Below are 26,921 nucleotides of genomic sequence, written 5' to 3'. Positions count from 1 at the left end.
GATTAATTTGATTCACTAGTCACATTTTTTGCAAATAAAGTATAAACGTAGGCAACCAGACCGCGGTAAAGACTGCATTGACGGCCATACCAAATGCGGCATAACGTCCTGCAATACTGCCACGCTGCCAGGCCTGAGCTGTACCAATGGCATGTGCGGCTAGTCCTAAAGCCAGTCCAGAAGCGCGCTCATCATTAATATGTTTGAGAATAAATGGCGAAAAGGCTGCACCAATCACGCCAGAAAGAATCACAATCAGAATCACCATGCTGATGGGTGCATCCAGCAGGGTGGCAATATTAATCGCAATTGGAGTAGTCACGGCACGGGTAGCAAACGCCATAATGTCTGCAGAGGACATATGCAGCAGATAAGCCAGTCCCATCGGTAAGGCGACAGCACTGATACTGGCAAAAACCAAAATGCCGATAATGGCTTTGAGCGGCAAGTCATCGTAGCGCATCGCGGCCAGAGGGATAGCCAGGGCGACGGTCACATAGCCGAGTAAATGGTTGAAAAGCGGATTAACTTCATCCATGTAATTTTCATAGGGAATGCCCAGCACAAATAAAATCACCAGTACAAAGAACATGCTGAACACGATGACGGGAATTTGCGGTATGAACCGGTTACAGGGTTTGGCAATCAGATAGGCGCTGAGCGTAACCGCAAAGCCATACAAAATAGATAACATGCGGAACTCCTATAACCAGCGCTTGGCCATTTTGGCGTAAATCCATAAAGGAATCAGGGTGCTGAAAAACATGATGAACAGAAAGGCCGGAATTTTCTGGCCCATATGTACCAGCATCATCAGTGCACCTGCACTGACAGGCAGGAAAGCAAAGGCACTTTCCTTCATCAGTTTGTTATTGGTATCTACGAGGCGGGCGGGGAGTTTGCCGAAGTAGCGCCAGGTAAACAGCGCAATTAAAAGGCTCAATAACCCGACCAGATTGCCTAATTCAGGATGATTCAGTTGGGTCATTAACCAGACCGAAGCTTCCCGAAAGACAATAATCAGTAACAGGGTGCCAATCCATGCTGGCCAATCTATTCGTTTTATCCAGTTCATTGCTATGATCATTAATATTAATAAGTTTACTTATCAAGTTTTACTCGATCTTTGACTGGATTTCAAACGCTTCCAGTGGACGCTGAAATTGCTGCGCCTGTTTGCCTAGAATTTCATCTACAGGTAAATGCGCCTGTTTAATCAACTGTTCCAGTTTTTGTGGGGCAATTCGAATATGCAGATGTAGCTGACCTTCATCATCATAATGTTCAGACTGGATCACATTCAAACTATAGAGCTGGTTACGCAGCTTGCCATAAGCGGGTTTCAGGATTAAATCGAAGGACTGTAGTTGCCCCATCAAGGACTCATGTACCGCTTTACGCAGCAGGTCGATACCTTCGCCACTATGTGCCGAAACATAGACCCGTTCCGGTTCACCTGGACGTCGATAAATAATTTTGGCTTCTTCACCGCTACAGTCAATTTTATTGTAAACCTGCAGGATCGGAACATCGGCTCCAATTTCTTTCAGCACTTTTTCTACAGCTTCAATCTGCTCCAGCATTTCTGGGCTGCTTGAATCAATGACATGCAGTAACAGCGTGGCTTCTACGGTTTCCTCCAAAGTTGCTTTAAAGGATTCCACCAGAGAATGTGAAAGATTACGGACAAAACCGACCGTATCGGCCAGCACCAGATTGCCGATCCCATCCCATTCCAGACGCCGTAAAGTAGGGTCCAAGGTTGCAAACAGCTGATCGGCTGCATAGACATCGCTGTTGGCGAGTAAATTAAACAGGGTAGACTTACCAGCATTGGTATAACCCACCAAAGATACCGTCGGCACAGCCGCTTTTTGACGAGCAACACGGCCTTGCATCCGGGTCTGGCGGACTTTATCAATGCGTGCCTTGAGCTGTCCCATACGGATACGCAGCAAACGGCGGTCTGTTTCCAGCAGGGTTTCACCCGGGCCACGTAAACCAATCCCGCCTTTCTGGCTGTCGAGATTGCCACGACTACGAATTAAACGTGAAGATAAATGTTGTAACTGTGCCAGTTCGACTTGCAGCTTACCTTCATAGGTACGGGCACGCTGGGCAAAAATATCCAGAATCAGTTCAGTACGATCGACCACGCGGCATTTGATCACCTGTTCCAGATTTCGGGCTTGGGCCGGGGTCAGGGCATGGTCAAAAATGACCAAATTGGCCTCCAGTTCTTCAACACGTTCAGCAATTTCTTCTGCCTTGCCGGAGCCGATAAAAAATTTGGCATCGGGTTTCACCCGCTGAGCATAAATATGTTCGAGAATTTCAGTATCTGCAGACTGGGCCAGCAAACGAAACTCTTCAGCATCAAGGTCATCCAGCATTTGTACGCTGACACTCACCAGAATGACGCGCTCTTTCCCTCGATGTTGTTGTAAATATTCCACTCAGGCCAATCTCCACTTGAAAACTTTAGTGTAGTTGAAAAAGGGCTGAGCAGATACTGAATTAGCGCGGCTTTGGTTTAAAGTGCGCTGATAAACAGTTGTGCAAGTGTTACCAGTACCACGGCATAGATGAAAGTGCCGCCCAAAATATATTTGAGCACTTGTAAAGGCTGAGGTGTGTCGTTCGCGGGCTGGGTTTGATCTGGCATGGCTACGATCCTTTTCAATCTAATATTTCGATAGTTTTATTTTGAATGATTTTTTAATCCAATTAAAATTGAAGATATAGATGTTATTGGCCGATTTTTATTATCAATGCAAGTTGCGGATGAACAGTATAGAATGAGTTTAATTCGTGGATATTCCCTGTATCTCGCTTAGGATTTAATGACGTTTTTATGAACTCAACTGTACAAAACCAGACTCCAGATATCGAAGGCTTGGCCAAGTTTTTCCTGTATAGCCGGAAAATCACAGCTTCATTGGCTACCATTAGTGAAGGGTTTTACTTGGTTTTTCGTCATGGCTTATATAAAAATCCGAACAACCCGACCAATACCCGCTATGTGCAACATTTTTGCCGCCAGTTATGCAAAGTATTCAATATCGAAGTGCAGGTGCATGGCGAGATTCCGCGTGAACCCGCCTTATGGGTCAGTAACCATGTGTCCTGGCTCGATATTGCAGTTCTGGGTTCCGGAGCGCGCGTATTTTTTCTGGCAAAAGCAGAAATTGAGAACTGGCCGATTCTAGGCAAATTGGCCAAGGGCGGAGGTACCTTATTTATTAAAAGAGGTTCAGGAGATTCCGTCAGGATCCGTGAACAAATTACCGGTTTTCTCAAACAGAATATTCCGGTGCTGTTCTTTCCTGAAGCGACAACTTCTGATGGGCGAGCCATCAAAAAAGTACATGGCCGGATTTTAGGCGCCGCGATTGAAGCGCAGCGTCCTGTACAAATCTGTCTGATTTGTTATGTGAATCAGCAGGGCGAACTGGATATGGTTGCACCGTTTGTCAATGACATCAGTTTTGCTGCCCATGTCAAAAAAGTACTGAAAATGCCGCAAGTCATTGCACATTTAGTGGCTTTACCTGCAATTGCCACGGAAGGGCATACGGTTGAAAGCCTGACCCGTGTGGTCCAGGAAAAAATGCAGACTGGCCTGGTTGAACTTCAGTCACGGGTATTAAAAAAGCCTCAATAAGAGGCTTTTTTATGGTTTCTATTCAAAGAATCAAGCTTACATAAAACCTTCAATTGGCAGCCAAGACAACAGCTTAAGGCCAGCTTTCTGATACCATTTCATTTTTGGTTCTTTGGTAAATGTTTGAACGTCACCATTGGCTTTCTTGATTTTCCAGTTAATGTTCTGATTCGCATCCAGCACAAGTTTATACGCATATTTACTCAGATTTTTGTCCATGGTGTCATGTACTGCACGTGCCAAAGACGGACTGTTTAGCAATACGCCAATTTCAGTATTTAGATAAGCCGAACGCGGATCAAAATTAAAAGAACCAATAAACACCTGTTTTTGATCCAATGCCATCAACTTGGCATGCAGGCTAGAACGACTCAGTCCTTTCAGGCTGACTTTGGCTTTTTTCGAAATTTCTTCAGTATTGGCATTTAGGTGATTGGCTTCTGGCGCTGCCAGAAACTCATAAAGCTGCACGCCATTTTCCAATAGATCCTGACGATATTTAGCATAAAAGGCATGCACCACGGCAACGTCATTGGCCTTAAAAGAGTTGGTCAGGACGCGAACTTTGATATTCTCATTCGCCAGTTTCTTTAAACGGTCTGCACCATTTTTTTCCGGAACAAAATAGGCAGAGACAATATCGACACTTTGTTCAGGTTTTTCCAGACGCTGTAATAACTGGAAATTCAGGTGTTCTTCGGTTTTGGCCTTGGCTTTGATTTTGCTCGGTGGATCTTTGACCACTTCGGCTTCCACCCAATCCAGCTGAATGTTTTGTTCCAACCATTGGTCAAAGGCTCTGGAACGATTGGCCAGATCCAGATAATTTTGAGTCGCTGGATCCTGACTATGGGTTTCTAGCTGTTGTTTTAAGCTTGGAAAACGTAAGCCATGATGCCGTGGATCCACAACCTCTTGTACCGGATAGGCATAATCATCATTCCAGTATTCATCGAAGGAATGAATGATTTCATCCGATGCTGCACCGACCAGCATCACATCGACATCAGAGAACTGATAGCTTTCACTGACATTATAATACTGGTTGCTCATATTGCGCCCGCCAATCAAGGCAATCTGGTTATCGGCAATAAAGCTTTTATTATGCATGCGGCGGTTAATGCGTTTTAAATCCAGAACCATGTCCATGGCGCGGTATTTACGGAAGCGATAGGGGTTATACAGTTTGACATCGATATTCTGATGCTGGTTTAAGGCCAGATAAATCCCTTCCATTTTCTTGGCATTATTGTCATCCATCAACAGGCGCACTTTTACGCCACGATCCGCTGCCTGAATAATCGCATGCAGGGCGAGGGCACCGATCCGGTCGTTATCCCAGATGTAATATTGCAGATCCAGACTGCGTTCCGCTTTATTAATCAGCTGAATCCGCGCAGCCAGTGCTTCAAGCGGATCATACAGCACGCGATAACCGGTCAACCCGATGTTCTGATCACGTAAAGGTTCAACAATTTGTGCCAGGCTGGTTTGCGATGTATCCGTTTCAAATGCCATCTGGCTTGGCTGTTCGGTTTGCTTGGGTAAGGTGCTACACGCAGGTAGACCCAGAACCAGACTACAGCTCAGTAAAATGCCGGCTTTATAGCGATGAGTACGTATAAAACTTGAGGATTGAAGATGAACTTGATCGCGGGGAGCAGTGGCCATATAAGTCGAAGAATGAAAAATTAGAATTGAGTATAATTGCCAGCTATGAAAAGATAAATATAAAGCCAGTAATCTGCTGCTCGACTGAATAAGGCCAATTTATGTGGGATTCGAATTCCGTACTGTTTTATTTTTATTTGGGAATGGCGATTTTAGCCATCTGGGCTGTGGCTCAGGCATGGTCGAGCCAATCACGTACCGAAACCATTCATCCCTTTAAAGCTTTTGGTCATTTGCTGGCTTTTTATCTTGCCTATTTATTAATCCCTTTGGTTTTCTTCAGTATTTATGCTGGATGGACGGGGTATTATTCGCTGCATGAAGCTATTTTTGTATTTTTGCTTAGTGGGGTTTTGACTTATGCACGCTTTATCGAGCCGCATTTAATTCAAGTGAAAACGACACAATATCAGATCAATGCAGATAAACGTTTAAAGCAGCCAGTAAAAATCGCCCTGATTGCAGATTTGCATATCGGTCTGTTTTCGGGCCATGAGCGGCAGTTGCGACAAATTGTACACAAATTAAATCATATTCAACCTGATTTGGTGGTGGTTGCTGGCGACTGGACTTACGAGCCAGAAAATAAACTGGCACAGGAACTGGCGGTTTTAAAAGAGATTCACGCTCCGGTCTATTCGGTCAATGGCAATCATGACGAACAATATCCCGGACCGCCGATTCGGGAACTGTTGCACTATGCACTACAAGTCAATCAGGTCATGGATATTGAAGGTCAAATTGTCGAATTTGATGAATTCCGACTTTTGGGCGTGGGTGATCTCTGGGCTGGAAAAGCCGACATGCGCAGTTTGCCAGACTTGCCTCAGGACAAGCCTTGGGTCATTCTTTCGCATAACCCGGATACGGTCGATATGATTCCGAAACTGCCGACACGTCCTTTAATGCTGTCCGGGCATACCCATGGCGGACAGGTGGAGCTGCCTTGGCTGACCGATTACGTCATGAAAAAGGTTTCAATTTTGGGACATAAAAAGGGCATGTACCGTCATGAACATGCAGATGTGTTCGTGACTGTCGGTACCGGTTTGGTCGGTGTACCTTTCCGTTTCCGGGTGCCGCCTACCATTGATATTATTGAACTGATTTAAATTCAGCCGGCATTCTGTACCGCGTTAACTGATGATCCAGACCAGAATCAGCAAGACCACTGCGACGGCCGCCATCATCCAGATTTTCTTTTCAATTTTTCGGGTTGGCACATTTTCACGTAATTGTTGCGCAGTGATTTCAGCTTCTGTGGATGTGCTCAAACTAGGATGGGTGGGGATTTCCAGTGGCGGTGTCACCAGGTCGATATCACCGGCATCATCACTAAAGCGTGGACCGGTACTCTCATGCTTCATGACCACATCATGTTCCTGCACAATTTCATCAATCACTTGCAGCGCCTGAGCTTCATCCAAGGGTGTATTCTCGGTGATATAGCGAACAGCTTCTAATTTTTTATCATCTTCCAGCAAAATAATGATATTGACCAACTGCTCCTGCGAGAGGTATTCAATAAGATCCTGCATGGCCTTGCCTCATTTTTTTAAATTGAGTTCATTTGATTGTTGAGCAAATTTAACAAGATAAGTAGCCGAATTTTGTTGTGAAATCATAAAAAAGCCAGCATCGAGTGCTGGCTTTTGAATCAATCTAAAATCTTAGATCTGATTGTTTACATCATCATTTTTGGTTTCACGAATCAGTAAAAACGCGACAAGCGACAGGATAGATGCTGCGGTCAGGTAATAACCGACTGCAGACAAACCATAGGCCGTTGCCAGCTTGGTTGCGATTAGCGGTGCAAATGATGCACCGAAGATGCCTGCCAAGTTAAAGGTTAATGCAGAACCCGTATATCGTACTGAAGTCGGGAAGATTTCAGACAATACCGTACCGATTGGCCCATAAGTTAAGCCCATGATCGCCAGACCAATACACAAGAACAGGAACACCACCAAGGTGCTGCCAGATTCAAGCATATCTGCAAAGAAGATACCGAAGATCGCAGAAATGACACATACCGCAATCGAAGTAGTCTTACGGCCAAATTTCTCTGCCAATACTGCTGAAAGCGGGATGAATGCAGCAAAACACAGAGTTGCAACTAACTGCAATTGCAGGAATTCTTCACGAGAATAACCAAGTTGTTTGGTTCCCCATTGCAGCGCAAATACCGTAGTAAGATAGAACACAACGAAAGTACAGATTGCAGCAATCGTACCCAGAACCAGCATGCGGGAATGCTTTTTGAATACCTGAACAAAAGGAACATTCACTTCTTTCTGTTTATCCAGCACTTTTTGGAAAGCAGGTGTTTCATGCAATTTTAAACGAATCCATAAACCCACAATTACCAACAAGGCACTTGAGATAAACGGAATACGCCAGCCCCAAGCCATAAAGTCAGCTTCAGACATGAAAGCGCCAAGCGTCAGGAAAGAACCTGTTGCCAGAATAAAGCCGATTGGAGCACCCAGTTGCGGGAACATGCCATACCAGGCACGCTTGCCTTCAGGGGCATTTTCAGTTGCAAGAAGTACAGCACCTGACCATTCACCACCTAGACCCAAGCCCTGACCTAAACGGCACAGTGCAAGTAACAATGGCGCAGCAATTCCGATTTGCGCATAAGTTGGTAACAGGCCAATCGCAACGGTTGAAATCCCCATAGTTAGCAAAGCTGCAACCAAGGTGGCTTTTCGTCCGATCCGGTCACCTAAATGACCAAATAATGCTGCACCAATCGGACGGGCAATAAATGCAATGGCAAAAGTCGCAAGAGACTGAATGGTTGCGGTCATTGGATCTGTACTAGTAGGGAAGAACAGATACGGAAAAATAATGACAGCAGCGGTGGCATAAATATAAAAATCGAAGAATTCGATTGTGGTGCCTACCAAGCTTGCTGTTAAAACGCGAAATTTTGAATTTTGTGCTGGCTGAGCAGCAGAATTAGACGACGCCATGGAAAACCTTACACTTACTAAAAATAAAAAAACTTAGTTTTAAAAGCGTAATCTTTTTAAAAAAGGCGTAATTTTTTAAAAAAACAACTGCAATCTTCTCGCTTCAACTCGCTCAGGGTCACTGAAATGAAAAAGGAGATGATTAAATCACGTAAAGATAGATAGACAGAAAATGTGATCCTGCGCCTATCAATACAAATATGTGCCAGATAGCGTGGGTATATCTTACTCTTTTTAAAGCGTAAAACAATGCACCCACGGTATAAGCGAGTCCACCAATGATGAGAAAGGTTAAAGATTGAGCACTTAAATATTGCTGCATGTCATCAATCACCAGCAGCGCCAGCCAGCCCATGGCCAGATAAGCCGCCAAAGAAAGTTTCTGGAAACGATGAATGAAAACGAACTTGAAAAGTGTGCCAAGAAGGGCAATCACCCACAGCGCAATCAATAAATACTGGGCTTTGGCGGTCGGAATGGCAATTGACAGGAAAGGGGTATAGGTTCCGGCGATTAAATAATATATCGCAGTATGATCGACTTTTTTATAAAAATAACGGCGGTCTGCTGCAGTGGCCATGTGATAGAGCATAGAAGCAGAAAACAGCAGAATCATGCTCAGTGCATAAACCCACAGTCCAATCCATTGTCCAGTACTTAGGTAAGACCCTTTAATAATCAAAAGAATACCAGCAACAATGGATAGCCCGGCACCTACGCCATGACTAATATAGTTAATCCGTTCCTCATTTTGATCATAATCTGGAACCAGTGGAGCATTCTGCATGATTGTCATTCTTCTTCAAATATACACTTGTATAGTAATTCAATTTTGCTTTTAGGTTAAGAAGATTTAAACTTGATGCGCAATTCATTTCAGGTTTTATCTATGTCAACGTTGGCAACTCTCTCAGATCAGGAACAGCAATTCTTGGACACCTTTCAGCAAGCTGTTGAAAGGGATCAATTTGATCGCCTGATCTTAAGCCAGTATAAAGGTGAACTGCAGGATTTAGAAAAAATGACCTTGCGAGTCATTACATTAAATGAACAGCGCGTATTGAGCTGCCTGTATCGTTACAAGACGCAGGATGTCACCAAGAATTATCCTTTGGATGAAGCATTATTTCAGGTTACTTCACTACTGGCGTGTTGCAAACAAGCCAATCTGATCACCGTCGATGAAGAATTACAGCTGAAAAAAAACAAGAAAAAAGCCATGTTAACGCGCAGTAAACATAAAGTAGCGATGAATCAGGCGAAGCCTGCTGAACAAGGTCATGACCGGATTAAACAACGTTTTGTCGATCAGGACAGTATCTTTCTCCAGCATCTCGGGATTACCGATCAAAAAGCGCAAATTATTCCGAGCATGGCGCGCAAATGGAAGCAGATTAATAAGTTTGTGGAAATTTTCTCAGGTGCCCTGGCGCAGATTAAGCCACAAGCCGAAGGCCTGCGCGTGGTGGATTTTGGTTCGGGTAAAGGCTATCTGACCTGTGCTTTATATGACTATATGCAAAAACATGGTCAAACGCCGCATGTCACGGGGGTAGAGCTTAATCCGAAAATGGTTGAATTCTGCCAGAATGTCGCGCAGCAATCTGGTTTTGATCAGCTGGACTTTTTCCAGGGGGATGTGCGTACTTATGCGCCAGAACGTCTGGATGTGATGATTGCCTTACATGCCTGTGATGTAGCAACAGATTTTGCGATTCATAGTGGCATTCGCCTGAATGCGCAGATGATCATGTGTGCACCGTGTTGTCATAAGGAATTGCGTCCACAATTACAAGCACCGAAAGTCCTCAGTCCGATGTTGCAATTCGGTATTCATGCGGGACAGCAGGCCGAAATGCTGACCGATACCATACGTGCTTTACTACTCAAAGCTTATGGTTATGAAACCAAAGTTTTTGAATTTGTGGCGCTAGAACATACCAGTAAAAATAAAATGATTCTGGCGACAAAACGCAAAGACTATCAACAACCTGATCAGGCGGTTCTGGCACAAATCCAGGCCTTAAAAGAGATGTATGGGATCCAGAAACATTCACTGGAATTGTTGCTTAATGATCAATGGGATCAGCAGGGAATCGGATCTAAATGCTAAATAGTCCAGAACTTAAAATAATTTTCGGGAGCTGGAAGGATTTGGCAGAATATGCCAAAGTGATTCGTGAAGCTGTGTTTATTCAAGAACAGCATATTGCAGCTGAAGATGAGTGGGATGCTGAAGATGCGGTTGCTGTACATTTCATTGTTTTTCAGCAGGATCAGGCGATTGCTACAGCACGATTATTGTCAAATAATAGTATCGGTCGGGTTGCAGTCCTAACCACAGCACGCGGTTTAGGTGTTGGTCAGCGCTTGATGCAGGCCGTGATTGACTATGCGCGTACCGAGCAGCGTGAGTTGGTCAAGCTGTCTTCACAAGTACATGCCATTGGCTTCTATCAAGCGCTGGGATTTAAAGCTCAAGGCGAGGAATATCTGGATTGTGGCATTCCACATATTGATATGTATTTAAAGCTTTAATTTTCAGCCATTCAAATATAAAAAAGCGAGGCATTGACCTCGCTTTTTGATGCATAGCCTGAATCTGGATCAGTGGCCATGTGCTGGATTTGAGCTGTGCTCGGCATTATCCATGTTGGCATGTTCTTCAGCTGACATATGATGCTCAGCGGCTGTCGTATCTGTAGGAGCCACATTGGCAGCTTCACGTGCTTCACGATCCGCCTGAGCTTTGGCAATGGCTTCTGGAGACATCGTAGGCGCATTTTTAAAAGCGTGTTGCTGGGTAGTCTGTTTATTTTGCTGGCTTGGCATGTAATCCGGCTCATTACTTATCGCGAGCCAAAAAATAAGCATGAATAATCCACCTAAAATACAGAAGATAATAAGTGCTTTCCAACCCCAAGGAGATTTTTCAGGTGAACTGTGATCAGTCATAGGTCTTACCCACGTGGATATCAAACTTATGTAACTTTATAACATAAATTGATCAAAAAGCAGATCGAAATCTGTCGTCAGATGAGTCTATCCAGTGCATGAAGCAAATCCAGAAGATAAAAAAGAGGAAACACGTTCCTCTTTTTATTTAAGTGCTCAAATTATTGAATCGGCTGGGCGTGTGCTGCGCTATCTTTGAGGAGTTGTGGGGCTTTGAAGCGTTCGCCATATTTATTTTCAAGTACCTTGGCACGGGTCACGGCTTTGGCCAAACCATACTGATTCAGGAATTGTACTGCACCGCCCGTCCAGGCGGCAAAGCCAATACCAAAAATGGAACCCACATTGGCATCGACCACAGATTCCAGGACACCTTCTTCCAGACAGCGAACCGTATCCAGTGCCTGTACAAACAGGAAACGGTCAATCATTTCCTGTTCAGAAATATCGTTGTCTTTTTTCCAGTGGCTGAGACCAGACCAGAGCTGCTTTTTGGCATCGGCCGGATAATCATAAAAACCTGCGCCTGAAGCCTTACCTTTACGGTTAAATTCGTGAATCATGCTATAAATCACCTCATCCGCAGGTGATTTAGTGATGGTCTGACCTTGTACTTCTAAAGCTTTGTATCTTTCATTGGCTACATGTTCAGACAGGGTCAAGGACACTTCATCCTGAATCGCCAACGGGCCCACCGGCATACCGGCTTTGAGTGCAGCCATTTCAATTCGCGCCGGATGTACACCTTCTGCCAGCAGGCGTAAACCTTCCTGCACAAAGGTACCAAACACGCGGCTGGTAAAGAATCCCCGGCTGTCATTCACCACAATCGGTAATTTGCCAATCTGCTGCACGAAATCGAAAGCTTTGGCCAGCGTTTCTGCCGAGGTATTTTTACCTTTGATAATTTCCACCAACTGCATTTTATCGACCGGACTGAAGAAATGCAGGCCGATAAAGTTCTGATCATTTTTTGAAGCCTGGGCTAACTCTGTAATTGGCAGGGTCGAGGTATTCGAAGCCATTACGCCGTTGCTGGCAAGATATTGTTCTGCCTCTTGCGTAACTTGAGCCTTGAGTGCGGGATTTTCAAAAACTGCTTCAATGATCAGGTCGCAACCGGCTAGATCTGCATTAGATGCAGTTGTTTGAATCAGGCTTAAAACCTGATCTCGTTTCTCGGCTGATAAACGCCCTTGAGCGAATTTTTTATCCAGCAGTTTCTGGCTATAGGCTTTGCCTTTTTCAGCTGCTTCAATTGAAATATCTTTTAATACTACAGGAATGCCTTTGCTGGCAGTGGCATAGGCGATCCCAGCACCCATCATACCCGCACCTAGAATACCGACTTTAGTGGCTTTCCACCTTTCAAGACCTTGAGGGCGACTGGCGCCGGACTTGATTGCATTCAGACCATGCCAGAAAGTGCCAATCATATTTTTAGAAATTTGACCGGTCGCCAAATAAGTAAAGTAACGCGATTCAATGGTCAGGGCAGTATCGACATCGACCTGTGCACCTTCTACCGCAGCCGACATGATCGCTTCAGGTGCAGGGTAGCAGCCTTTGGTTTTATCGCGCAGCATCGCCGGAGCAATTGCCAGCATCTGTGCAACTGCTGGTGTCGAAGGGCTACCACCCGGAATTTTATAGCCTTTTACATCGAATGGCTGCTGAGATTTTGGATTGGCTTTGATCCAGGCAATGGCCTTTTCTAGCAATTCATCTGTACTGTCTGCGATCTCATGAATCAACCCTAAAGATCTGGTTTTATCGACTCCAAACTGTTTGCCTTCTATCAATAAGGGAAAGGCATTTTGCAGACCGAGCAGACGGATCATGCGGACGATACCACCACCACCAGGTAATAATCCGAGTGTGACTTCAGGCAGGCCAAATTTGCTTTTAGGGTCATTCAGGGCAATACGATAATGGGCACACAGGGCAATTTCCCAGCCACCGCCAAGCGCCGTACCATTCAAGGCAGCAACGACAGGAATGCCACGAGTTTCGATATAGCGCATTTGTGCTTTCATCTCTTCAATCATGTTGAAGAATTCAGTCGCATGCTCAGGCGTGGCTTGAATCAGTTCATCCAGATCGCCGCCAGCAAAGAAGGTTTTTTTCGCAGACCGGAAAATGATACCGCTAATGTTTTCATCGGCTTTAAGTTTTTCTACAGTTTCAGCCAAGGCAGCACGAAAATCTGCATTCATGGTATTGGCAGACTGGTTTGGAGAATCAAAAGTTAAAATAACAATATTGTCGGCATTTTTTTCAAACTGAATTGCGCTCATTGTTTTTCTCCTTAAACCAGTTCAATAATGGTGGCGATGCCCATGCCGCCACCGACACAAAGTGTAGCCAGACCGCGTTTTTTCCCCTGGCGTTCCAGCTCATCCAGCAAAGTGCCTAAAATCATGGCTCCAGTCGCACCGAGTGGATGTCCCATGGCAATTGCACCGCCGTTGACATTCACCTTAGCAGAATCAACCTTCATCTCATTGATAAAGCGCATCACCACTGCAGCAAAGGCTTCATTAACTTCAAACAGGTCAATATCATCAATGGTTAAACCCGCCTTAGCCAAGGCCTTACGAGCAGCCGGGGCAGGGCCAGTCAGCATAATGGTTGGATCTGCACCGACCAGTGCAGTGGCCAGCACTTTGGCACGTGGCTTCAGACCTTGTTCTTTTACTGCTTGTTCCGATGCGATCAAAACCACCGCTGCACCATCGACAATGCCTGAAGAATTCCCGGCATGATGCACATGATTGATAGCACCGACTTCAGGATATTTTTGCAGGGCAATTGCATCAAAGCCCATTTGCCCCATGATGGCGAAACTTGGATTGAGTTTGCCCAAGCCTTCTGCGGTCGTTGTCGGTTTGATAAATTCATCTTTGTCCAGAATTATTACACCAGCTTTGTCTTTTACCGGGATAACAGAGGCGTTGAAATAACCATTGGCTTGAGCAGCAGCTGCTTTCTTTTGTGATTGTTCGGCAAACTGATCTACATCTGCACGGCTATAACCGTCAATCGTGGCAATCAAATCTGCGCCTATGCCTTGCGGAATAAAGTCACAGGCCATATTGGTTTCAGGGTCCAGTGCCCAAGGCCCACCGTCGGAACCCATTGGCACGCGGGACATGGATTCGACTCCACCTGCAACGACCAGATCTTCCCAGCCCGAACGGACTTTTTGTGCGGCCAGATTAACCGCTTCCAGACCGGAAGCGCAAAAACGGTTAATTTGCACACCCGCTACATCATTGTCCCAGCCGGCAGCGATGGCAGCTGTTTTGGCAATATCGGCACCCTGATCACCAATTGGGGTGACACAACCGAGCACGATATCATCCACTTTTGAGGTATCAAATTGATGACGTGCCTGAAGTTCGTTGAGTAAACCAGTCAGTAATGAAATGGGTTTTACCTGATGTAAAGATCCATCTTTTTTGCCTTTTCCGCGTGGCGTACGAATGGCGTCAATAATATATGCCTCGCTCATAGCATGTCCCTTTTATTGATTTGATGAAAATTATTCTAATGACTCGAGTGTAATACTTAATTTTTGAAGTGCAATGACGAGAACGAGTCAGATCATTTGAGCGATTTAGCCAATTTTAGTTATAAAAAAGCCTAAGCGAAGGCTTAGGCGGAGAGAACTGGTTTTATTATTAAATGTTATTTCGCAACATCATTTGATTAATGATAGCCATGTAATTGACGATACAGACCCGGGGTTACACCAGTCCATTTCTTGAAGGCACGGTGGAAAGTACTGGTTTCACTGAAACCGACTTGTTGTGCGACATCTTCAAGGGTCAGATCCGGATTAAGTAATAAGTGAATCGCGGCATCACGGCGCAGGGCATCTTTCACACCTTGATAGCTTTTACCTTCGGCTGCCAGACGGCGACGCAAAGTTTGCGGTGATAGATAAAGCATCGACGCGACATCGTTTAATGTCGGCATTTCTTCGCCAATCTGGCTTTTCAGTACATCACGAATACGTGAAGTCAGTGAGTTGGTATTTTTGAATTTCACCAGCAGTTGGGCCGGCGCTGCTTTCAAAAATTCTTCCAGAGTTTCTTCATTCTGGCGAATTGGCAAATCCAGATAATCCGCAGCAAAAGTGATTTCGGTACGTGGCATATCGAACTGCATTACCGGCGCAAAGAATAAGGCATCATATTCATCGGCATGGTCTGGACGAGGATAGCTAAAATGCACGCGTTCCAGTGGCAGGCGACGTTCAATGAGCCAAGACGCTAAGCCATGCCAGATCATCAGCATGCTTTCAGTAATGAAATGATCCGGATCCATTGCGTTTGGAATGAGTGGTACCAGACGGGCTTCGTGTTTGTCGCGTTCCAGAGTCACCGACCAGTCATCACCAAAGAGTTTGTAGAACTGGGAAGACAGTTCCAGTGCATCACCCAGAGTTTTGGCATGAATAATCAGCTGGCACATGATCGCAAACGTACCCAAACGGCGTTGCTGTTTGTCAAAGCCGACATGCTCGTCTTGGGTCACCATCCACAACATTTTTATAAAGCGGGTATATTGTTCAGGCGAAATACGGGCTTTGGGCTGATGCAGCAGCTCTGCTTCAATCCCGACGTGAGACAATAAAGTATCGACATCCATGCCCAGACGTTTAACGCCAGATAGAGCTGCATTGACGAAATGGATACTGATCGTATCACGACTCATGTTTAATCCTTCAGTCTCTTTAATGTTCACTAATAATTGACCTAAATGACGAAAAATAATAAAGCAATGGCAATTTACAAGAATACCTTTGCCATTTTCTTACATATTAGATTGCCGAAACTATCAAGGTAAATGGCTGAACATGACATTGTTTTTATGCATTTATGTGCCTAAGATGCTGAAAAAAGCAATATAAGTAGAGCAAATACTCCAATGTCATATGCATTAAAAGGATTGAAAATCCTAGATTTTTCTACACTTTTACCCGGCCCGTTTGCCACATTATATCTTGCTGATTTAGGTGCAGAAGTTGTGCATATTGAATCACCAACCCGACCGGACCTGTTGCGATTAATGCCACCCTTTGCCAATGGACAGGCCACTTCACAAAGTTATTTGAACCGAAACAAGCAATCGGTTGCACTGGATTTGAAAGATCCTGCGAATATTGAACTGGTTAAATCCAAGATTGCAGATTATGACATTGTGATTGAGCAATTCCGTCCCGGTGTAATGCAACGTCTTGGGCTAGACTATCAAACCTTAAGCGAAATTAATCCGAAACTGATTTACTGTTCCATTACCGGTTACGGCCAAACTGGCACATATAAAGATAAGGCAGGGCACGACATTAATTATCTGGCTTTGTCCGGAATTGCCGGACACAGTGGCCGGATTGAAAATGGTCCACCAGCCTTGGGAATTCAGGTCGCCGATGTTGCAGGTGGTTCCATGCATGCCGTGATTGCGATTCTGGCCGCGGTGATTGAACGCCAACAAAGTGGCAAAGGCCAGTACATTGACATTTCCATGACCGATTGTGTGGTAACGATGAGCAATCTGGCAGCTTCTGCCAGTCTGGCTGGCAATCAGCATCAATCTCCAGAATCCGGCTATCTGAATGGTGGAACTTTCTATGATTATTATGAAACCCAGGATGGGCGTTATTTGTCGATTGGTAGTCTGGAACCACCATTTATGCAGGGGCTGGCACAGGCTTTAGAGCTGCCGATTCTCCTGGACAAAGGCGCTTCTTATGCCGCTGAAGATCATGCTGTGGTGAAGCAGGCGATTCAGAATAAAATCAAGACCAAGTCATTAGCTGAATGGCAAATGCTGTTTGCCGCGCTGGATGTCTGTGTCGAACCGGTGCTCAGACTTGAGGAAGCGTTACATTCTGATCTGGCTCAGCAGCGGGGATGGATAGTACAGGTGCCACTCAAATCCAGCAGTCAGCAGACCGAAGCACAATTGGCTTGTCCGATTAAATTTTCACGTTCTACGATACGCTATGAGTTTGTAGGACAGCAATTGGGAGAAAGTCAAAATTGGTAATATTCTTAACGTGTTAATTAGATTATTAATGAAATGAGAGGAAATTTTTCCTATATGAAAATAAGTAATAATAATTGAAGATTTTCATCATTATTACTTTAAATTTAATCCAGTGCTGTAAATACCGAGATCCGTGAAACTTTGTCAGGCTTATCAATAAAACCGCTATGAAATATGTATAAAAAGCATTTTATTGATAGGTTCAATCTCGCTATCCTTGCCGGCGATATAATAGAAACTACTAGCTGTACGCCATGTATTTATATACTGATTTTGATCAGCAACTGATTAATGAACGTGTTGCACAGTTCCGTGACCAAACGGAACGTTATTTAGCCGGTAAACTCACTGAAGATGAGTATCGTCCGCTTCGTCTGCAAAATGGTCTGTACGTACAGCGTTATGCGCCAATGTTACGTATTGCCGTGCCATATGGTTTGATGAACTCAAAACAACTTCGTAAAGTGGCTGATTTGGCAAAAGAATATGACCGTGGCTACGCGCATATTTCGACCCGTCAAAACATCCAGTTTAACTGGCCTGCGCTGGAAAATGTGCCGGATATGCTGGCTGAACTGGCCACTGTGCAAATGCATGCGATTCAGACCTCAGGTAACTGTATCCGTAATACCACGACGGATCAGTATGCAGGTGTGGTTGCAGGTGAAATTGCCGATCCACGTCCGACTTGTGAATTGATCCGTCAATGGTCAACCTTCCATCCGGAATTTGCTTTCTTGCCACGTAAATTCAAGATTGCAGTCTCTGCGCTTGAAGAAACTGACCGTGCAGCCACTGCATTCCACGATATCGGTGTGTATATTGTGCGTAATGAAGCAGGCGAAATGGGCTATAAAATCAAAGTCGGTGGTGGTCTCGGCCGTACGCCAGTGATTGGTAGCTTTATCCGTGAGTTCTTGCCGCGTGAAGACCTGATTGCTTATCTGGAAGCAGTCCTTCGTGTGTATAACTTGCATGGCCGTCGCGACAACAAATATAAAGCACGTATCAAGATTCTGGTAAAAGCTTTAACACCAGCAGTATTTGCCGAGAAAGTTGAAGCTGAATTTGCGCATACGATTAAAACACTGAAAATCGATGCAGACACCTTGGCGAAAATGGATGAGAACTTCACGCCATTTGACTACCAAGATTATGCAGATGAAGATTTCACTGAACTATTTGCACAATATCCAAAATTCAAACAGTGGTTCAACATCAATACCAATGCACATAAAGTGAAAGGTTATCGTATCGTGACGATTTCACTGAAACGTGCCGGGATTGCACCGGGTGATGTCAGCACAGAAGAAATGAACCTGATTGCAGATCTTGCCGATCAGTACACTTTCGGTGAGCTGCGTACCACGCATGAACAAAACATTTCCCTGGTCGATGTCCCACAAAAAGATTTGTTCGCTGTATGGCAAACCCTTGACCAAAACAACCTGGCACGTGCGCATATCGGTTTCTTGACCGACATTATTTGCTGCCCGGGCGGTGATTTCTGTTCATTGGCGAATGCGAAATCGATTCCGATTTCTGAAGCAATTTCACGCCGTTTTGATGATCTGGATACGATTTATAACCTAGGTAAACTGGATCTGAATATTTCAGGCTGTATGAATGCCTGTGGTCACCACCACGTTGGTAACATCGGTATTTTAGGTGTAGACAAAAAAGGCGCTGAGTTCTACCAGATTACGCTTGGTGGAAATGCGGATCATGATGCGTCGATTGGTGACATTCTTGGCCCATCATTTGCAGCCGAGGTCGTACCAGATATCGTAGAAGAAATTTTGAATACTTATCTTGACCTGCGTCAGGAAGGTGAAGAGTTTATCGATACTTATCGCCGTGTCGGCATTCAACCATTTAAGGAGCGTGCATATGCTTAATACCGCACTTCAAGTACTCTCTAAAGATGGCACGATTGCAGACAATACCTATCAATTGATGGGTGAAGATGGTGTTTTGCCTCAGGGTGATGTGGTATTAACTGTTGAACAGTTAGATCAAATTACCAATGTGACAGGCAAAAAAGCATTGTACTTAACTGTAGATGCTTCGCCTGAAACCAATGATTTTCCGCTCGATCAGCTCGATGCAATCTTTATTGAGTTTGCCGGTTTTAATGATGGCCGTGGTTATTCATTTGCAGCACTTCTTCGCCGTCAGGGTTTCCAGGGCGAATTGCGTGCTACTGGAGATGTATTCAAAGATGTACTGAATTACATGAAGCGTTCTGGTTTCGATACTTTTGTGATTAAAGAAGGTAAGGATATTCAGGAAGCTGCTGCTGGTTTGAATGATTTCAGAAATCCGTATCAGGCATCGACTGCGGTTGCACAGGCACATTATCAAACAGGTGCATAATTTAAATTAAGTTACTGTCAAAAAGCCGGATTGATTCCGGCTTTTTATATCTTGATAAAAACCTTTAATTTTCTTCAAGTTGACAGTTGATCATCCAGTGAATTCCAAACTGATCGCTAAAGGCAGCATAAAGTGCGCCCCAAAAGGTCTTTTCTAGCGGCATCTCAATTTGACCATTCACCGATAAAGCATCAAAGAGTCGTTGTGCTTCAGCTTGTTCGCTGGCATCTAAGTTAATGGAAATATAGTGGTTATTACCTTGAGTGAAAACGGTATTGTTTTGTGCACAAAATTGATCATTCGTATCGGATGCCATCAGTTCTGTAAATTCGTTAATGGGAAGTGAGATATGCAGGATTTTATTTTGATCCGCTTCCGAGAGTGTGACACCTTCTTCAGTTGGCATTTCACCATAACGACTCAGACTTGAAAATTCGCTTCCAAAAACTAATTTATAAAAGTTAAAGGCTGCTTCAGCCTGACCTTGGAAATTGAGGTAATGATTCAGTTGCATGGGAGAACTCCCTTTTTATTTTGCTTGCTTTAATCTACGCCACTTTGCGGTATTTTGCGCGAGCAAGCTTTATCAAAATGTAAGCGAAAAAAATCCTCCAGATCAGGAGGATTTTTAACTCCCTCTCCCTATAGGCGAGGGATGGGGTGAGAGAATAGGTTAAAGTAATTCAATCGCCACAGCTGTCGCTTCACCACCACCAATACACAGGGCTGCAATCCCTTTTTTTCCACCGGTACGTTTTAGTGCATGAATCAAAGTCAGGATAATACGTGAACCGGTTGAACCCACAGGATGACCGAGTGCACATGCACCACCGTTAATGTTGACTTTTTCAGGATCCAGCTTGAACTCATCGATTGGACACATGGTGACCATGGCAAAGGCTTCATTGATTTCCCAAAGATCGACATCAGAAGCGGTCCAACCCGTTTTATCCAGTACTTTTTGGATTGCACCGACTGGAGCAATGGTAAATTCAGATGGATGTTGCGAATTCGATGCATAGGCAACAATTTTAGCCAAAGGATTCAACCCTTTTGCTGCTGCATTGTCAGCCGAGGTAATTACTAAAGCTGATGCACCATCTGAAATCGAGCTGGCATTAGCCGCCGTAATCGTACCGTCTTTAGCGAAAGCAGGACGCAAAGTTGGAATTTTATCGATGTTGGCATTGAACGGCTGTTCGTCTTTATCAACGACTACATCACCTTTACGGGTTTTAACTGTTACAGGCACGATTTCATCAGCAAAGTAGCCTTCATTGACCGCAGTTTGCGCACGCTTTAATGAGCGAATCGCAAAATCATCCATCTGCTCGCGGGTATAACCTTTAGTATTTGCCATATCTTGGGCAAATGAACCCATCAAGCGACCTGTTTCAGCATCTTCCAAGCCATCCAGAAACATATGGTCCTTGATTTCACCGTGACCCATACGGAAACCGCCACGTGCTTTTGGCAATACATAAGGAGCATTGGTCATGGATTCCATGCCACCTGCAACCACAATATCAGCAGAACCTGCTTTAATCATGTCAGCCGCTTGCATGACGGCTTTCATGCCTGAACCACATAATTTATTAATGGTCACAGCACCAGTAGAATCTGGAAGACCAGCTTGACGCATCGCTTGACGTGCAGGGCCTTGCTTTAAGCCTGCCGGAAGGACACAACCCATAATGACTTCTTCAATATCTGCTGGTTGCAGATCCGCACGGGCAATGGCTTCTTTAATGGTGACCGCACCTAGTTCGGGCGCAGTTACACTTGCAAGACTCCCCTGAAAGCCACCCATGGCTGTACGTGCACCATTGACAATTACGATGTCAGTCATTGTTCTCTCTCCGTATGAGTTTTAATCAATTTTTTCAAACTTAAGCAGTATATTGAAAAAAACTCAGGATTGAAGCCTTAATCGCAGCGAAGCATAAACTGGATAGTTCTGTTAGCAAGATGAGAGACTTTCAATCCTGATATGGCCCATTTTGCTGAGTACAATACGCTGTTGGCTAGAAAGATGGGTAGAACAATAATAGAAACTGCCATTTGAACCAATCGGCAGGGCAGTGTGCGCTTGATAAGTGACACTCGGTAAACTCAAAGTTCCTCGCCAACTTAGGTTACCGTATTTGAGGTTCAGTGCATCAATATGTAAAATTTGTTCGCCTGCATCCACTTGCCTGTTTTTATTGTTATCAATGAAAACCAGCATGTTCTTATTCCATTGATTGGCTTGGCAACTCAGAGAATCTTGGCTGGGACAGATCACAATATTTTGGTGAAACACTGCAGCCTGGCTGCGTGCATAGCGATTAATTTGAGATAATTTGATCGGAATACTTTTGGCTTCCTGTTTCGATCGATACTCATGGAAGTACGGTAGGGCGATACTGACGAGAATTGCGATCATTGCAATACAGATAATTAACTCAACAATAGTGAACGCTCTTGTTATTTTTTTATACATAGAGTTACCTGATTTATATATTATTTTTATAATAAAGATGTTATTAATTATACGTTTTTTATGCTTTATTGAGCGTGTAAATCAGTGCTTACTTAAGTTTCAAGAAAGCTGTTAAAAATAATTGGCAATCACAATAGGTCATTCAGAATAAAAAATTGAGTAAAAATTTACCGAATTACAACGGAAATTGTAAGTAATTTTGTCAATAATTTACTTGATTAGATTTATCAAGCACTTGGAAAAAGAAGAAAGTGTTTGTATGATGCCATGTGAATAGCTTAAGAATAATACTGGGGTAATAAAAAGCCTATCTCAGGATGGCCTAATTACGGGCTTGAGCTTGAACAACAATTGTTATCTCTGGAGGATAAATCCATGAAAATGAGTCGTATTGCTTTAGCTATGCTTGTAGCTGCACCTTTTGCTGCTGCCAATGCAGGCGTAACTGTTACTCCGTTAATGCTTGGTTATACTTGGCAGGACACTAAACACAACAACGGTCAATCACAGTTATTATCTTCAAAACTTGGTCAAGGCGAAATGAAAGACGACTTGTTCGTTGGCGCTGCGATTGGTGTTGAACTAACTCCATGGTTAGGTTTCGAAGCTGAATATAACCAAGTGAAAGGCGATGTTAGCCAAATGAATGGTTCGCGTAATCGTGAACAACGTCCTGATACACAAGTTCTACCTGGTGCTGAGTACAAATCAACTCAAATCAATGGTAACTTCTATGTTACTTCTGATTTAATCACTGGCAACTATGACAGCAAAGTGAAGCCTTATCTATTAGCAGGTGCCGGTCACTACAAATACAAATTTGATGGCGTAGGTCGTGAGAACTCTGTAAATGCAGCAAATGCGATTGACCGTGGTAACACTGAAGAAGGTACTCTAGGTAATGCAGGTATCGGTGCATTCTGGCACATTAACGATGCATTGGCGCTCCGTACAGAAGCTCGTGGTACTTATCACTTCGACGAACAGTTCTGGAACTATACAGCACTTGCTGGTCTTAACGTAGTTCTAGGTGGCCGTTTGAAACCAGCTGCTCCAGTGGTAGAAGTTGCTCCAGTTGAGCCAGTAACGCCAGTTGCTCCAGCTCCACAAGAGTTGACTGAAGACCTGAACATGGAACTTCGTGTGTTCTTTGATACCAACAAATCAAACATCAAAGATCAATACAAACCAGAAATCGCGAAAGTTGCTGAGAAGCTAGTTGAATATCCAAACGCTACTGCTCGCATCGAAGGTCACACTGATAACACTGGTCCACGTGCATTAAACGAACGTTTATCTCTAGCGCGTGCTAACTCTGTTAAATCTTCACTTGTGAACGAATACAACGTTGACGCATCTCGTTTGTCTACTCAAGGTTTCGCTTGGGATCAACCGATTGCTGACAACAACACTAAAGAAGGTCGTGCTATGAACCGTCGTGTATTCGCGACGATTACTGGTAGCCGTACTGTTTTAGCTGAACAGCCAGTTGTAGAACAACCAGCTCAATAATTCGTTATTGAATACTGATTAAAAAAGGCGGCTCTTTGGAGTCGCTTTTTTTATACCTGTATTTTGACTACACTTAGCCCGTTAAGATGTCGTTGAGTAAAAATATGAGTGTCGAAATTCCTGAAGACTTGCACAATCTGGAAGCCAATGGTGGAATTTTTGCAATATGGATGATTTTTCATCATTATGGAATTGATTTGAATATTCCTGATTTAACTCAGCTCTGTCAACATGACCCTGAAATGGGAAGCTCCAGCATCGCACTTGCGGTTGCTTTAAAAACACTGGGTCTGGATGTCGATTTTTATACTGAACATGATGCAGATAAACAGCCAATTGAAGTCGATTTCTATCAACAAGCCCATCGCTTAAATATTCCTGTTACAGAGCAGCCATTGTCTTATACAGAAATTCAGGAAAATGTAGAAGCAGGCCGTTTTGTGATTGTATTTTACGATACCCTAGAAGGTGTGGGTAATCATTCATTAGTTTATGCAATCGATGAAAATGAAATCAGCTTCTTTGATAGCTTTGAGGCAATGCCGGCGCATGTGTTTGAGCAGCAACGTCGGGTAGACGGAATTTGCCAGCAAGTGATTGTGATTGATGATCGCAATTTCGTGATGCGTCATAGTTAATTCAAGAAATAAAAAATCAGCCCGTAAGCTGATTTTTTAATGAATAATTTTTTATTCCTGATCAAGTTTCATCGGCTGCACATCCATCTCTTGATAAGAGACCAGTTTGGTTTTTTTCTTCCATTTGTAGCCGAACCAGATGGCCAGGAATAGCGGAATACTGATATAAGTCGATAGCACACCCATCCATTGACCGGCCAAAACATCCTGATAGTTCTGTCCAAGGACGACAATCGCACACAGGATAAACGCAAACCAAGGGGCGAAAGGAAAGAATTTAGCGCGATAAGCCAGATCTTCCAGTTTATATCCTTGTGCCAGATACCCTTTACGGAAACGGTAATGTGAAATGGCAATCCCGAGCCAGACAATAAAGCCACACATCCCTGACATGTTTAGCAGCCAGTTAAAGACTTCCTGTTCACCAAAGAAAGTGGTCAGAAAGCACAGAGCTGCGATCGCCGTAGTGGCATAGAGTGCATTCATCGGCACACCACGCGGGTCCAGACGCGCAAACATTTTAGGTGCACTGCCTTTACGCGCCATATCAAACAACATACGGGTAGATGAATACATGCCCGAGTTACCTGCAGATAGAATAGCGGTCAAGATCACCGCATTCATAATACTGGCGGCAAAGGCAAAACCGGCTTTTTCATAGAGTAGGGTAAATGGCGAAAGCGCAATATTATCTGTTGCAGCGGCCTGTAATAAACGTGGGTCATTATAGGCAATCAAGGTGCCGATAATGAAAATACACACGATATAAAACAACAGGATACGCCAGAAAATCTGTTTGATAGCGACCGGAATGGTTTTCTTTGGATCTTTCGATTCACCTGCCGCGACACCGACCATTTCGGTACCCTGGAAAGAGAATCCGGCAATCATGGCCACGCCAATTAATGCCTGGAAACCACCGACAAAGGGTGCATCACCAATGCTCCAGTTGGCAAATGCTTCTGCACCCGGGGTGAGCATGATCTTCACGATCATCCAGATTCCGATGATGATAAAGGCAATGATTGCGAGAACTTTCACCAGAGAAAAGAAAAACTCAGATTCGCCAAAGCCTTTTACCGTCAGTGCATTAATCCCGAAAATAATAGCAAGGAAAATGGCGCTCCAGTACACGCCCGGAATATCTGGAAACCAGAATTTCATAATGAACTGAACAGCAACCAGCTCAAAAGCCACGGTAATAGCCCAGTTGTACCAGTAGTTCCAACCTAAAGCGAAACCAAAACCACCTTCGACATATTTGGTGCCGTAAGTGAAAAATGCACCTGAGGTCGGATTGTGCGTGGCAAGTTCACCCAAGCTGGTCATCAGGAAATAAATCATGATCCCAATCAGTACATATGCAAGTAGTGCACCGCCTGGTCCAGCATTGGCAATGGTCGCCCCTGAGGCCAGGAATAGACCTGTACCAATTGATCCGCCAATGGCGATCATATTCAGATGACGAGCACCCAGCTTACGCTGCAGCTGCATCGTGTTTTGCGTTTCGCTCATCATGATTCCTTAACATTTTTTTGAGTGCTGGCGAAGAGCACTTTAAAGCCTTGTTGATCCGCTTTTACTGTGCAGCGACCAAAGTTTTGTTCAATCAGGGTCGGGTAGTTCAAGAAACGGTTGGCCACGATCCAAAGCTCGCCGCCCGATTTTAAATGACGACGTGAGGTTTTACACAAGGTTTCGCTTGCTGTGTAATCGGTCTCGATTCCCATATGAAAAGGCGGATTACTGACAATAGCATGTAGGAACAAGGGTGCATCCTCAATCCCAGTAACCGCTTTGATTTCAATCTGTTCAGGGGTGAGCTGATTTTCTTCAAATGTCATTTGTGTAGAAGCCAGTGCAAAGGCATCAACATCCATGGCAAAAATCCGGTTTTTCGGATTCAACTTTGCCAGATACGCACTAATTACACCTGCGCCACAACCAAAGTCGGCAATCTTACCTGAAGTAACTTGTGACAAATAAGGTAATAGGGTGGCAGTTCCTACATCCAAACGGTTTTGACTAAAGACGCCTGGAAGTGCACAAATATTCAGGTCGCCATTTGGTGTCGATACGGTATAACGCTGTGCCCAGTCTGCAAGTGCTTTTTTCTCGACCGTATGGTCTAGAACCAATTGCCAAAGCTGGCAATGACGTGCGCTGTCAAGTTTGAGTGTTTTACCAAAAGGCTGCAACTGTTTGGCTGCGCGTTCTATCCCACCTTTCTTTTCACCGACCAGGAAAATACTGCTGCCCGGTTTAAGCTGCGCTGCCACGGTGTGCAGTAAATAATTCAGCAGTTCTTTAGACTTGGGTACAAAAATAACCGCCTGATCAAACTCAGCTTCAGGCATCTCCGCACCAAAATGCACATCTGCTTGTTGTGACTGGAAATATTGAAAATCGTTAAAATTCCATGTCCAGACAGCGGGATTGATAGAGGCATCGAATTCAGCGAGTAGATCATCTGTCGGTGCATTAATCAGTAGGATGCGACCCGACAAAAAATCATATTGTCTTAATAAAACTTCGCTTTTAGGATCCATAGGTATCTCTCCAATATAAAGAACACTGCCTAAGTCTGA

Annotated in this window: 26 protein-coding genes; 9 read left to right on the top strand and 17 right to left on the bottom strand. The window is 44.2% G+C overall.

Annotation, left to right across the window (positions count from 1 at the left end):
- Window positions 1–19 precede the first annotated feature (19 nt).
- From NI455_RS08275 to NI455_RS15495, 4 genes are all read right to left on the bottom strand, one after another.
- Complete coding sequence (locus tag NI455_RS08275; protein WP_253113522.1) at window positions 20–694, bottom strand: LrgB family protein; 675 nt, start codon at window positions 692–694, stop codon at window positions 20–22.
- A 9-nt stretch (window positions 695–703) separates the two neighbouring features.
- Complete coding sequence (locus NI455_RS08270; RefSeq protein ID WP_004281691.1) at window positions 704–1,075, bottom strand: hypothetical protein; 372 nt, start codon at window positions 1,073–1,075, stop codon at window positions 704–706.
- Window positions 1,076–1,115: 40 nt separating this feature from the next.
- Window positions 1,116–2,456 carry a ribosome rescue GTPase HflX gene (gene hflX, locus NI455_RS08265; protein WP_253113520.1) on the bottom strand — a complete coding sequence of 447 codons (1,341 nt, stop codon included), beginning with the start codon at window positions 2,454–2,456 and terminating at the stop codon, window positions 1,116–1,118.
- A gap of 77 nt (window positions 2,457–2,533) precedes the next feature.
- A complete protein-coding gene (locus tag NI455_RS15495; protein WP_004645957.1) occupies window positions 2,534–2,665 on the bottom strand; it encodes a hypothetical protein in 132 nt (43 codons plus the stop codon).
- Window positions 2,666–2,854: 189 nt separating this feature from the next.
- On the opposite strand from NI455_RS15495, the gene NI455_RS08260 reads away from it, so the two are divergent.
- The gene (locus NI455_RS08260; RefSeq protein WP_005106120.1) at window positions 2,855–3,664 is read left to right on the top strand and encodes a lysophospholipid acyltransferase family protein; all 810 of its coding nucleotides are present in this window, start codon (window positions 2,855–2,857) and stop codon (window positions 3,662–3,664) included.
- 36 nt (window positions 3,665–3,700) lie between these two features.
- Here NI455_RS08260 and NI455_RS08255 read toward each other — a convergent pair whose 3' ends face one another.
- Window positions 3,701–5,335, bottom strand: a complete 1,635-nt coding sequence (locus NI455_RS08255) for a phospholipase D family protein (RefSeq protein ID WP_253113517.1) — start codon at window positions 5,333–5,335, stop codon at window positions 3,701–3,703.
- Window positions 5,336–5,436: 101 nt separating this feature from the next.
- Between NI455_RS08255 and NI455_RS08250 the strand changes: the two genes are divergently transcribed.
- Window positions 5,437–6,447, top strand: coding sequence for a metallophosphoesterase (locus NI455_RS08250; RefSeq protein ID WP_253113516.1), 1,011 nt, complete (start codon window positions 5,437–5,439; stop codon window positions 6,445–6,447).
- A 24-nt stretch (window positions 6,448–6,471) separates the two neighbouring features.
- Here the strand turns inward: NI455_RS08250 and NI455_RS08245 are convergent, their stop codons facing one another.
- From NI455_RS08245 to trhA, 3 genes are all read right to left on the bottom strand, one after another.
- Window positions 6,472–6,873 (bottom strand): hypothetical protein, encoded by a 402-nt coding sequence (locus NI455_RS08245; protein ID WP_253113512.1) that lies wholly within the window; start codon window positions 6,871–6,873, stop codon window positions 6,472–6,474.
- A 132-nt stretch (window positions 6,874–7,005) separates the two neighbouring features.
- On the bottom strand, window positions 7,006–8,313 hold the full coding sequence (locus tag NI455_RS08240; protein ID WP_004281697.1) for an MFS transporter: 1,308 nt from the start codon (window positions 8,311–8,313) through the stop codon (window positions 7,006–7,008).
- Between the two features lie 142 nt (window positions 8,314–8,455).
- Window positions 8,456–9,100: a PAQR family membrane homeostasis protein TrhA gene (gene trhA / locus NI455_RS08235; RefSeq protein ID WP_153566436.1), complete on the bottom strand. Its 645-nt coding sequence runs from the start codon at window positions 9,098–9,100 to the stop codon at window positions 8,456–8,458.
- Between the two features lie 102 nt (window positions 9,101–9,202).
- Between trhA and NI455_RS08230 the strand changes: the two genes are divergently transcribed.
- Together NI455_RS08230 and NI455_RS08225 are read left to right on the top strand one after the other, a co-directional pair.
- A complete protein-coding gene (locus NI455_RS08230) occupies window positions 9,203–10,426 on the top strand; it encodes a class I SAM-dependent methyltransferase (protein WP_219308553.1) in 1,224 nt (407 codons plus the stop codon).
- Window positions 10,420–10,851, top strand: a complete 432-nt coding sequence (locus NI455_RS08225) for a GNAT family N-acetyltransferase (protein ID WP_253113507.1) — start codon at window positions 10,420–10,422, stop codon at window positions 10,849–10,851. Before NI455_RS08230 ends, NI455_RS08225 begins: the two co-directional genes overlap by 7 nt.
- Window positions 10,852–10,920: 69 nt before the next feature.
- On the opposite strand, the gene NI455_RS08220 is transcribed toward NI455_RS08225, so the two are convergent.
- From NI455_RS08220 to NI455_RS08205, 4 genes are all read right to left on the bottom strand, one after another.
- Window positions 10,921–11,268, bottom strand: a complete 348-nt coding sequence (locus tag NI455_RS08220; RefSeq protein ID WP_253113505.1) for a hypothetical protein — start codon at window positions 11,266–11,268, stop codon at window positions 10,921–10,923.
- A gap of 161 nt (window positions 11,269–11,429) precedes the next feature.
- The gene (locus NI455_RS08215; protein WP_253113503.1) at window positions 11,430–13,565 is read right to left on the bottom strand and encodes a 3-hydroxyacyl-CoA dehydrogenase NAD-binding domain-containing protein; all 2,136 of its coding nucleotides are present in this window, start codon (window positions 13,563–13,565) and stop codon (window positions 11,430–11,432) included.
- Between the two features lie 11 nt (window positions 13,566–13,576).
- On the bottom strand, window positions 13,577–14,782 hold the full coding sequence (locus NI455_RS08210; RefSeq protein ID WP_253113501.1) for an acetyl-CoA C-acetyltransferase: 1,206 nt from the start codon (window positions 14,780–14,782) through the stop codon (window positions 13,577–13,579).
- Between the two features lie 197 nt (window positions 14,783–14,979).
- Window positions 14,980–15,990: an AraC family transcriptional regulator gene (locus tag NI455_RS08205; RefSeq protein ID WP_004645946.1), complete on the bottom strand. Its 1,011-nt coding sequence runs from the start codon at window positions 15,988–15,990 to the stop codon at window positions 14,980–14,982.
- Window positions 15,991–16,203: 213 nt separating this feature from the next.
- Between NI455_RS08205 and NI455_RS08200 the strand changes: the two genes are divergently transcribed.
- From NI455_RS08200 to NI455_RS08190, 3 genes are all read left to right on the top strand, one after another.
- A complete protein-coding gene (locus NI455_RS08200; protein ID WP_213687620.1) occupies window positions 16,204–17,325 on the top strand; it encodes a CaiB/BaiF CoA transferase family protein in 1,122 nt (373 codons plus the stop codon).
- Window positions 17,326–17,579: 254 nt separating this feature from the next.
- Entirely contained in the window at window positions 17,580–19,223 is a 1,644-nt protein-coding gene (locus tag NI455_RS08195; RefSeq protein WP_005106135.1) for a nitrite/sulfite reductase, read from the top strand.
- The gene (locus tag NI455_RS08190; protein ID WP_005106136.1) at window positions 19,216–19,701 is read left to right on the top strand and encodes a DUF934 domain-containing protein; all 486 of its coding nucleotides are present in this window, start codon (window positions 19,216–19,218) and stop codon (window positions 19,699–19,701) included. The genes NI455_RS08195 and NI455_RS08190 overlap by 8 nt, the downstream gene beginning before the upstream one ends.
- 64 nt (window positions 19,702–19,765) lie before the next feature.
- Here the strand turns inward: NI455_RS08190 and NI455_RS08185 are convergent, their stop codons facing one another.
- From NI455_RS08185 to NI455_RS08175, 3 genes are all read right to left on the bottom strand, one after another.
- A complete protein-coding gene (locus NI455_RS08185; protein WP_253113500.1) occupies window positions 19,766–20,215 on the bottom strand; it encodes a VOC family protein in 450 nt (149 codons plus the stop codon).
- A 159-nt stretch (window positions 20,216–20,374) separates the two neighbouring features.
- The gene (locus NI455_RS08180) at window positions 20,375–21,550 is read right to left on the bottom strand and encodes a thiolase family protein (RefSeq protein WP_253113497.1); all 1,176 of its coding nucleotides are present in this window, start codon (window positions 21,548–21,550) and stop codon (window positions 20,375–20,377) included.
- Window positions 21,551–21,661: 111 nt separating this feature from the next.
- Entirely contained in the window at window positions 21,662–22,183 is a 522-nt protein-coding gene (locus NI455_RS08175; protein WP_253113496.1) for a GspH/FimT family pseudopilin, read from the bottom strand.
- A gap of 375 nt (window positions 22,184–22,558) precedes the next feature.
- Here NI455_RS08175 and omp38 point away from each other — a divergent pair, with 375 nt between their 5' ends.
- Together omp38 and NI455_RS08165 are read left to right on the top strand one after the other, a co-directional pair.
- Window positions 22,559–23,695 carry an outer membrane protein Omp38 gene (gene omp38 / locus NI455_RS08170; protein WP_253113493.1) on the top strand — a complete coding sequence of 379 codons (1,137 nt, stop codon included), beginning with the start codon at window positions 22,559–22,561 and terminating at the stop codon, window positions 23,693–23,695.
- A gap of 104 nt (window positions 23,696–23,799) precedes the next feature.
- The gene (locus NI455_RS08165) at window positions 23,800–24,333 is read left to right on the top strand and encodes a cysteine peptidase family C39 domain-containing protein (protein WP_253113491.1); all 534 of its coding nucleotides are present in this window, start codon (window positions 23,800–23,802) and stop codon (window positions 24,331–24,333) included.
- Window positions 24,334–24,384: 51 nt separating this feature from the next.
- On the opposite strand, the gene NI455_RS08160 is transcribed toward NI455_RS08165, so the two are convergent.
- A complete protein-coding gene (locus NI455_RS08160; RefSeq protein ID WP_121980021.1) occupies window positions 24,385–25,848 on the bottom strand; it encodes an amino acid permease in 1,464 nt (487 codons plus the stop codon).
- Window positions 25,848–26,882: a methyltransferase gene (locus NI455_RS08155; RefSeq protein WP_253113489.1), complete on the bottom strand. Its 1,035-nt coding sequence runs from the start codon at window positions 26,880–26,882 to the stop codon at window positions 25,848–25,850. Before NI455_RS08155 ends, NI455_RS08160 begins: the two co-directional genes overlap by 1 nt.
- Window positions 26,883–26,921: the final 39 nt, after the last annotated feature.

Source organism: Acinetobacter lwoffii (genome assembly GCF_024129435.1).
Lineage (GTDB): Bacteria > Pseudomonadota > Gammaproteobacteria > Pseudomonadales > Moraxellaceae > Acinetobacter > Acinetobacter lwoffii_F.
Note: the sequence above shows the minus strand (reverse complement) of the source record. Positions and strands in the feature narration are given on the sequence as shown.

What these genes read in the sequence shown, in the direction of transcription:
- NI455_RS08220 (WP_253113505.1), bottom strand. Translation starts at nt 11,268, where the DNA reads ATGACTGATCACAGTTCACCTGAAAAATCTCCTTGGGGTTGGAAAGCA.
- NI455_RS08215 (WP_253113503.1), bottom strand. Translation starts at nt 13,565, where the DNA reads ATGAGCGCAATTCAGTTTGAAAAAAATGCCGACAATATTGTTATTTTA.
- NI455_RS08270 (WP_004281691.1), bottom strand. Translation starts at nt 1,075, where the DNA reads ATGAACTGGATAAAACGAATAGATTGGCCAGCATGGATTGGCACCCTG.
- NI455_RS08250 (WP_253113516.1), top strand. Translation starts at nt 5,437, where the DNA reads ATGTGGGATTCGAATTCCGTACTGTTTTATTTTTATTTGGGAATGGCG.
- NI455_RS08155 (WP_253113489.1), bottom strand. Translation starts at nt 26,882, where the DNA reads ATGGATCCTAAAAGCGAAGTTTTATTAAGACAATATGATTTTTTGTCG.
- NI455_RS08225 (WP_253113507.1), top strand. Translation starts at nt 10,420, where the DNA reads ATGCTAAATAGTCCAGAACTTAAAATAATTTTCGGGAGCTGGAAGGAT.
- NI455_RS08205 (WP_004645946.1), bottom strand. Translation starts at nt 15,990, where the DNA reads ATGAGTCGTGATACGATCAGTATCCATTTCGTCAATGCAGCTCTATCT.
- NI455_RS08260 (WP_005106120.1), top strand. Translation starts at nt 2,855, where the DNA reads ATGAACTCAACTGTACAAAACCAGACTCCAGATATCGAAGGCTTGGCC.
- NI455_RS08230 (WP_219308553.1), top strand. Translation starts at nt 9,203, where the DNA reads ATGTCAACGTTGGCAACTCTCTCAGATCAGGAACAGCAATTCTTGGAC.
- NI455_RS08200 (WP_213687620.1), top strand. Translation starts at nt 16,204, where the DNA reads ATGTCATATGCATTAAAAGGATTGAAAATCCTAGATTTTTCTACACTT.
- NI455_RS08180 (WP_253113497.1), bottom strand. Translation starts at nt 21,550, where the DNA reads ATGACTGACATCGTAATTGTCAATGGTGCACGTACAGCCATGGGTGGC.
- NI455_RS08210 (WP_253113501.1), bottom strand. Translation starts at nt 14,782, where the DNA reads ATGAGCGAGGCATATATTATTGACGCCATTCGTACGCCACGCGGAAAA.
- NI455_RS08165 (WP_253113491.1), top strand. Translation starts at nt 23,800, where the DNA reads ATGAGTGTCGAAATTCCTGAAGACTTGCACAATCTGGAAGCCAATGGT.
- NI455_RS08185 (WP_253113500.1), bottom strand. Translation starts at nt 20,215, where the DNA reads ATGCAACTGAATCATTACCTCAATTTCCAAGGTCAGGCTGAAGCAGCC.
- NI455_RS08175 (WP_253113496.1), bottom strand. Translation starts at nt 22,183, where the DNA reads ATGTATAAAAAAATAACAAGAGCGTTCACTATTGTTGAGTTAATTATC.
- NI455_RS08275 (WP_253113522.1), bottom strand. Translation starts at nt 694, where the DNA reads ATGTTATCTATTTTGTATGGCTTTGCGGTTACGCTCAGCGCCTATCTG.
- NI455_RS15495 (WP_004645957.1), bottom strand. Translation starts at nt 2,665, where the DNA reads ATGCCAGATCAAACCCAGCCCGCGAACGACACACCTCAGCCTTTACAA.
- NI455_RS08195 (WP_005106135.1), top strand. Translation starts at nt 17,580, where the DNA reads ATGTATTTATATACTGATTTTGATCAGCAACTGATTAATGAACGTGTT.
- NI455_RS08190 (WP_005106136.1), top strand. Translation starts at nt 19,216, where the DNA reads ATGCTTAATACCGCACTTCAAGTACTCTCTAAAGATGGCACGATTGCA.
- omp38 (WP_253113493.1), top strand. Translation starts at nt 22,559, where the DNA reads ATGAAAATGAGTCGTATTGCTTTAGCTATGCTTGTAGCTGCACCTTTT.
- NI455_RS08245 (WP_253113512.1), bottom strand. Translation starts at nt 6,873, where the DNA reads ATGCAGGATCTTATTGAATACCTCTCGCAGGAGCAGTTGGTCAATATC.
- NI455_RS08160 (WP_121980021.1), bottom strand. Translation starts at nt 25,848, where the DNA reads ATGAGCGAAACGCAAAACACGATGCAGCTGCAGCGTAAGCTGGGTGCT.
- NI455_RS08240 (WP_004281697.1), bottom strand. Translation starts at nt 8,313, where the DNA reads ATGGCGTCGTCTAATTCTGCTGCTCAGCCAGCACAAAATTCAAAATTT.
- NI455_RS08255 (WP_253113517.1), bottom strand. Translation starts at nt 5,335, where the DNA reads ATGGCCACTGCTCCCCGCGATCAAGTTCATCTTCAATCCTCAAGTTTT.
- trhA (WP_153566436.1), bottom strand. Translation starts at nt 9,100, where the DNA reads ATGCAGAATGCTCCACTGGTTCCAGATTATGATCAAAATGAGGAACGG.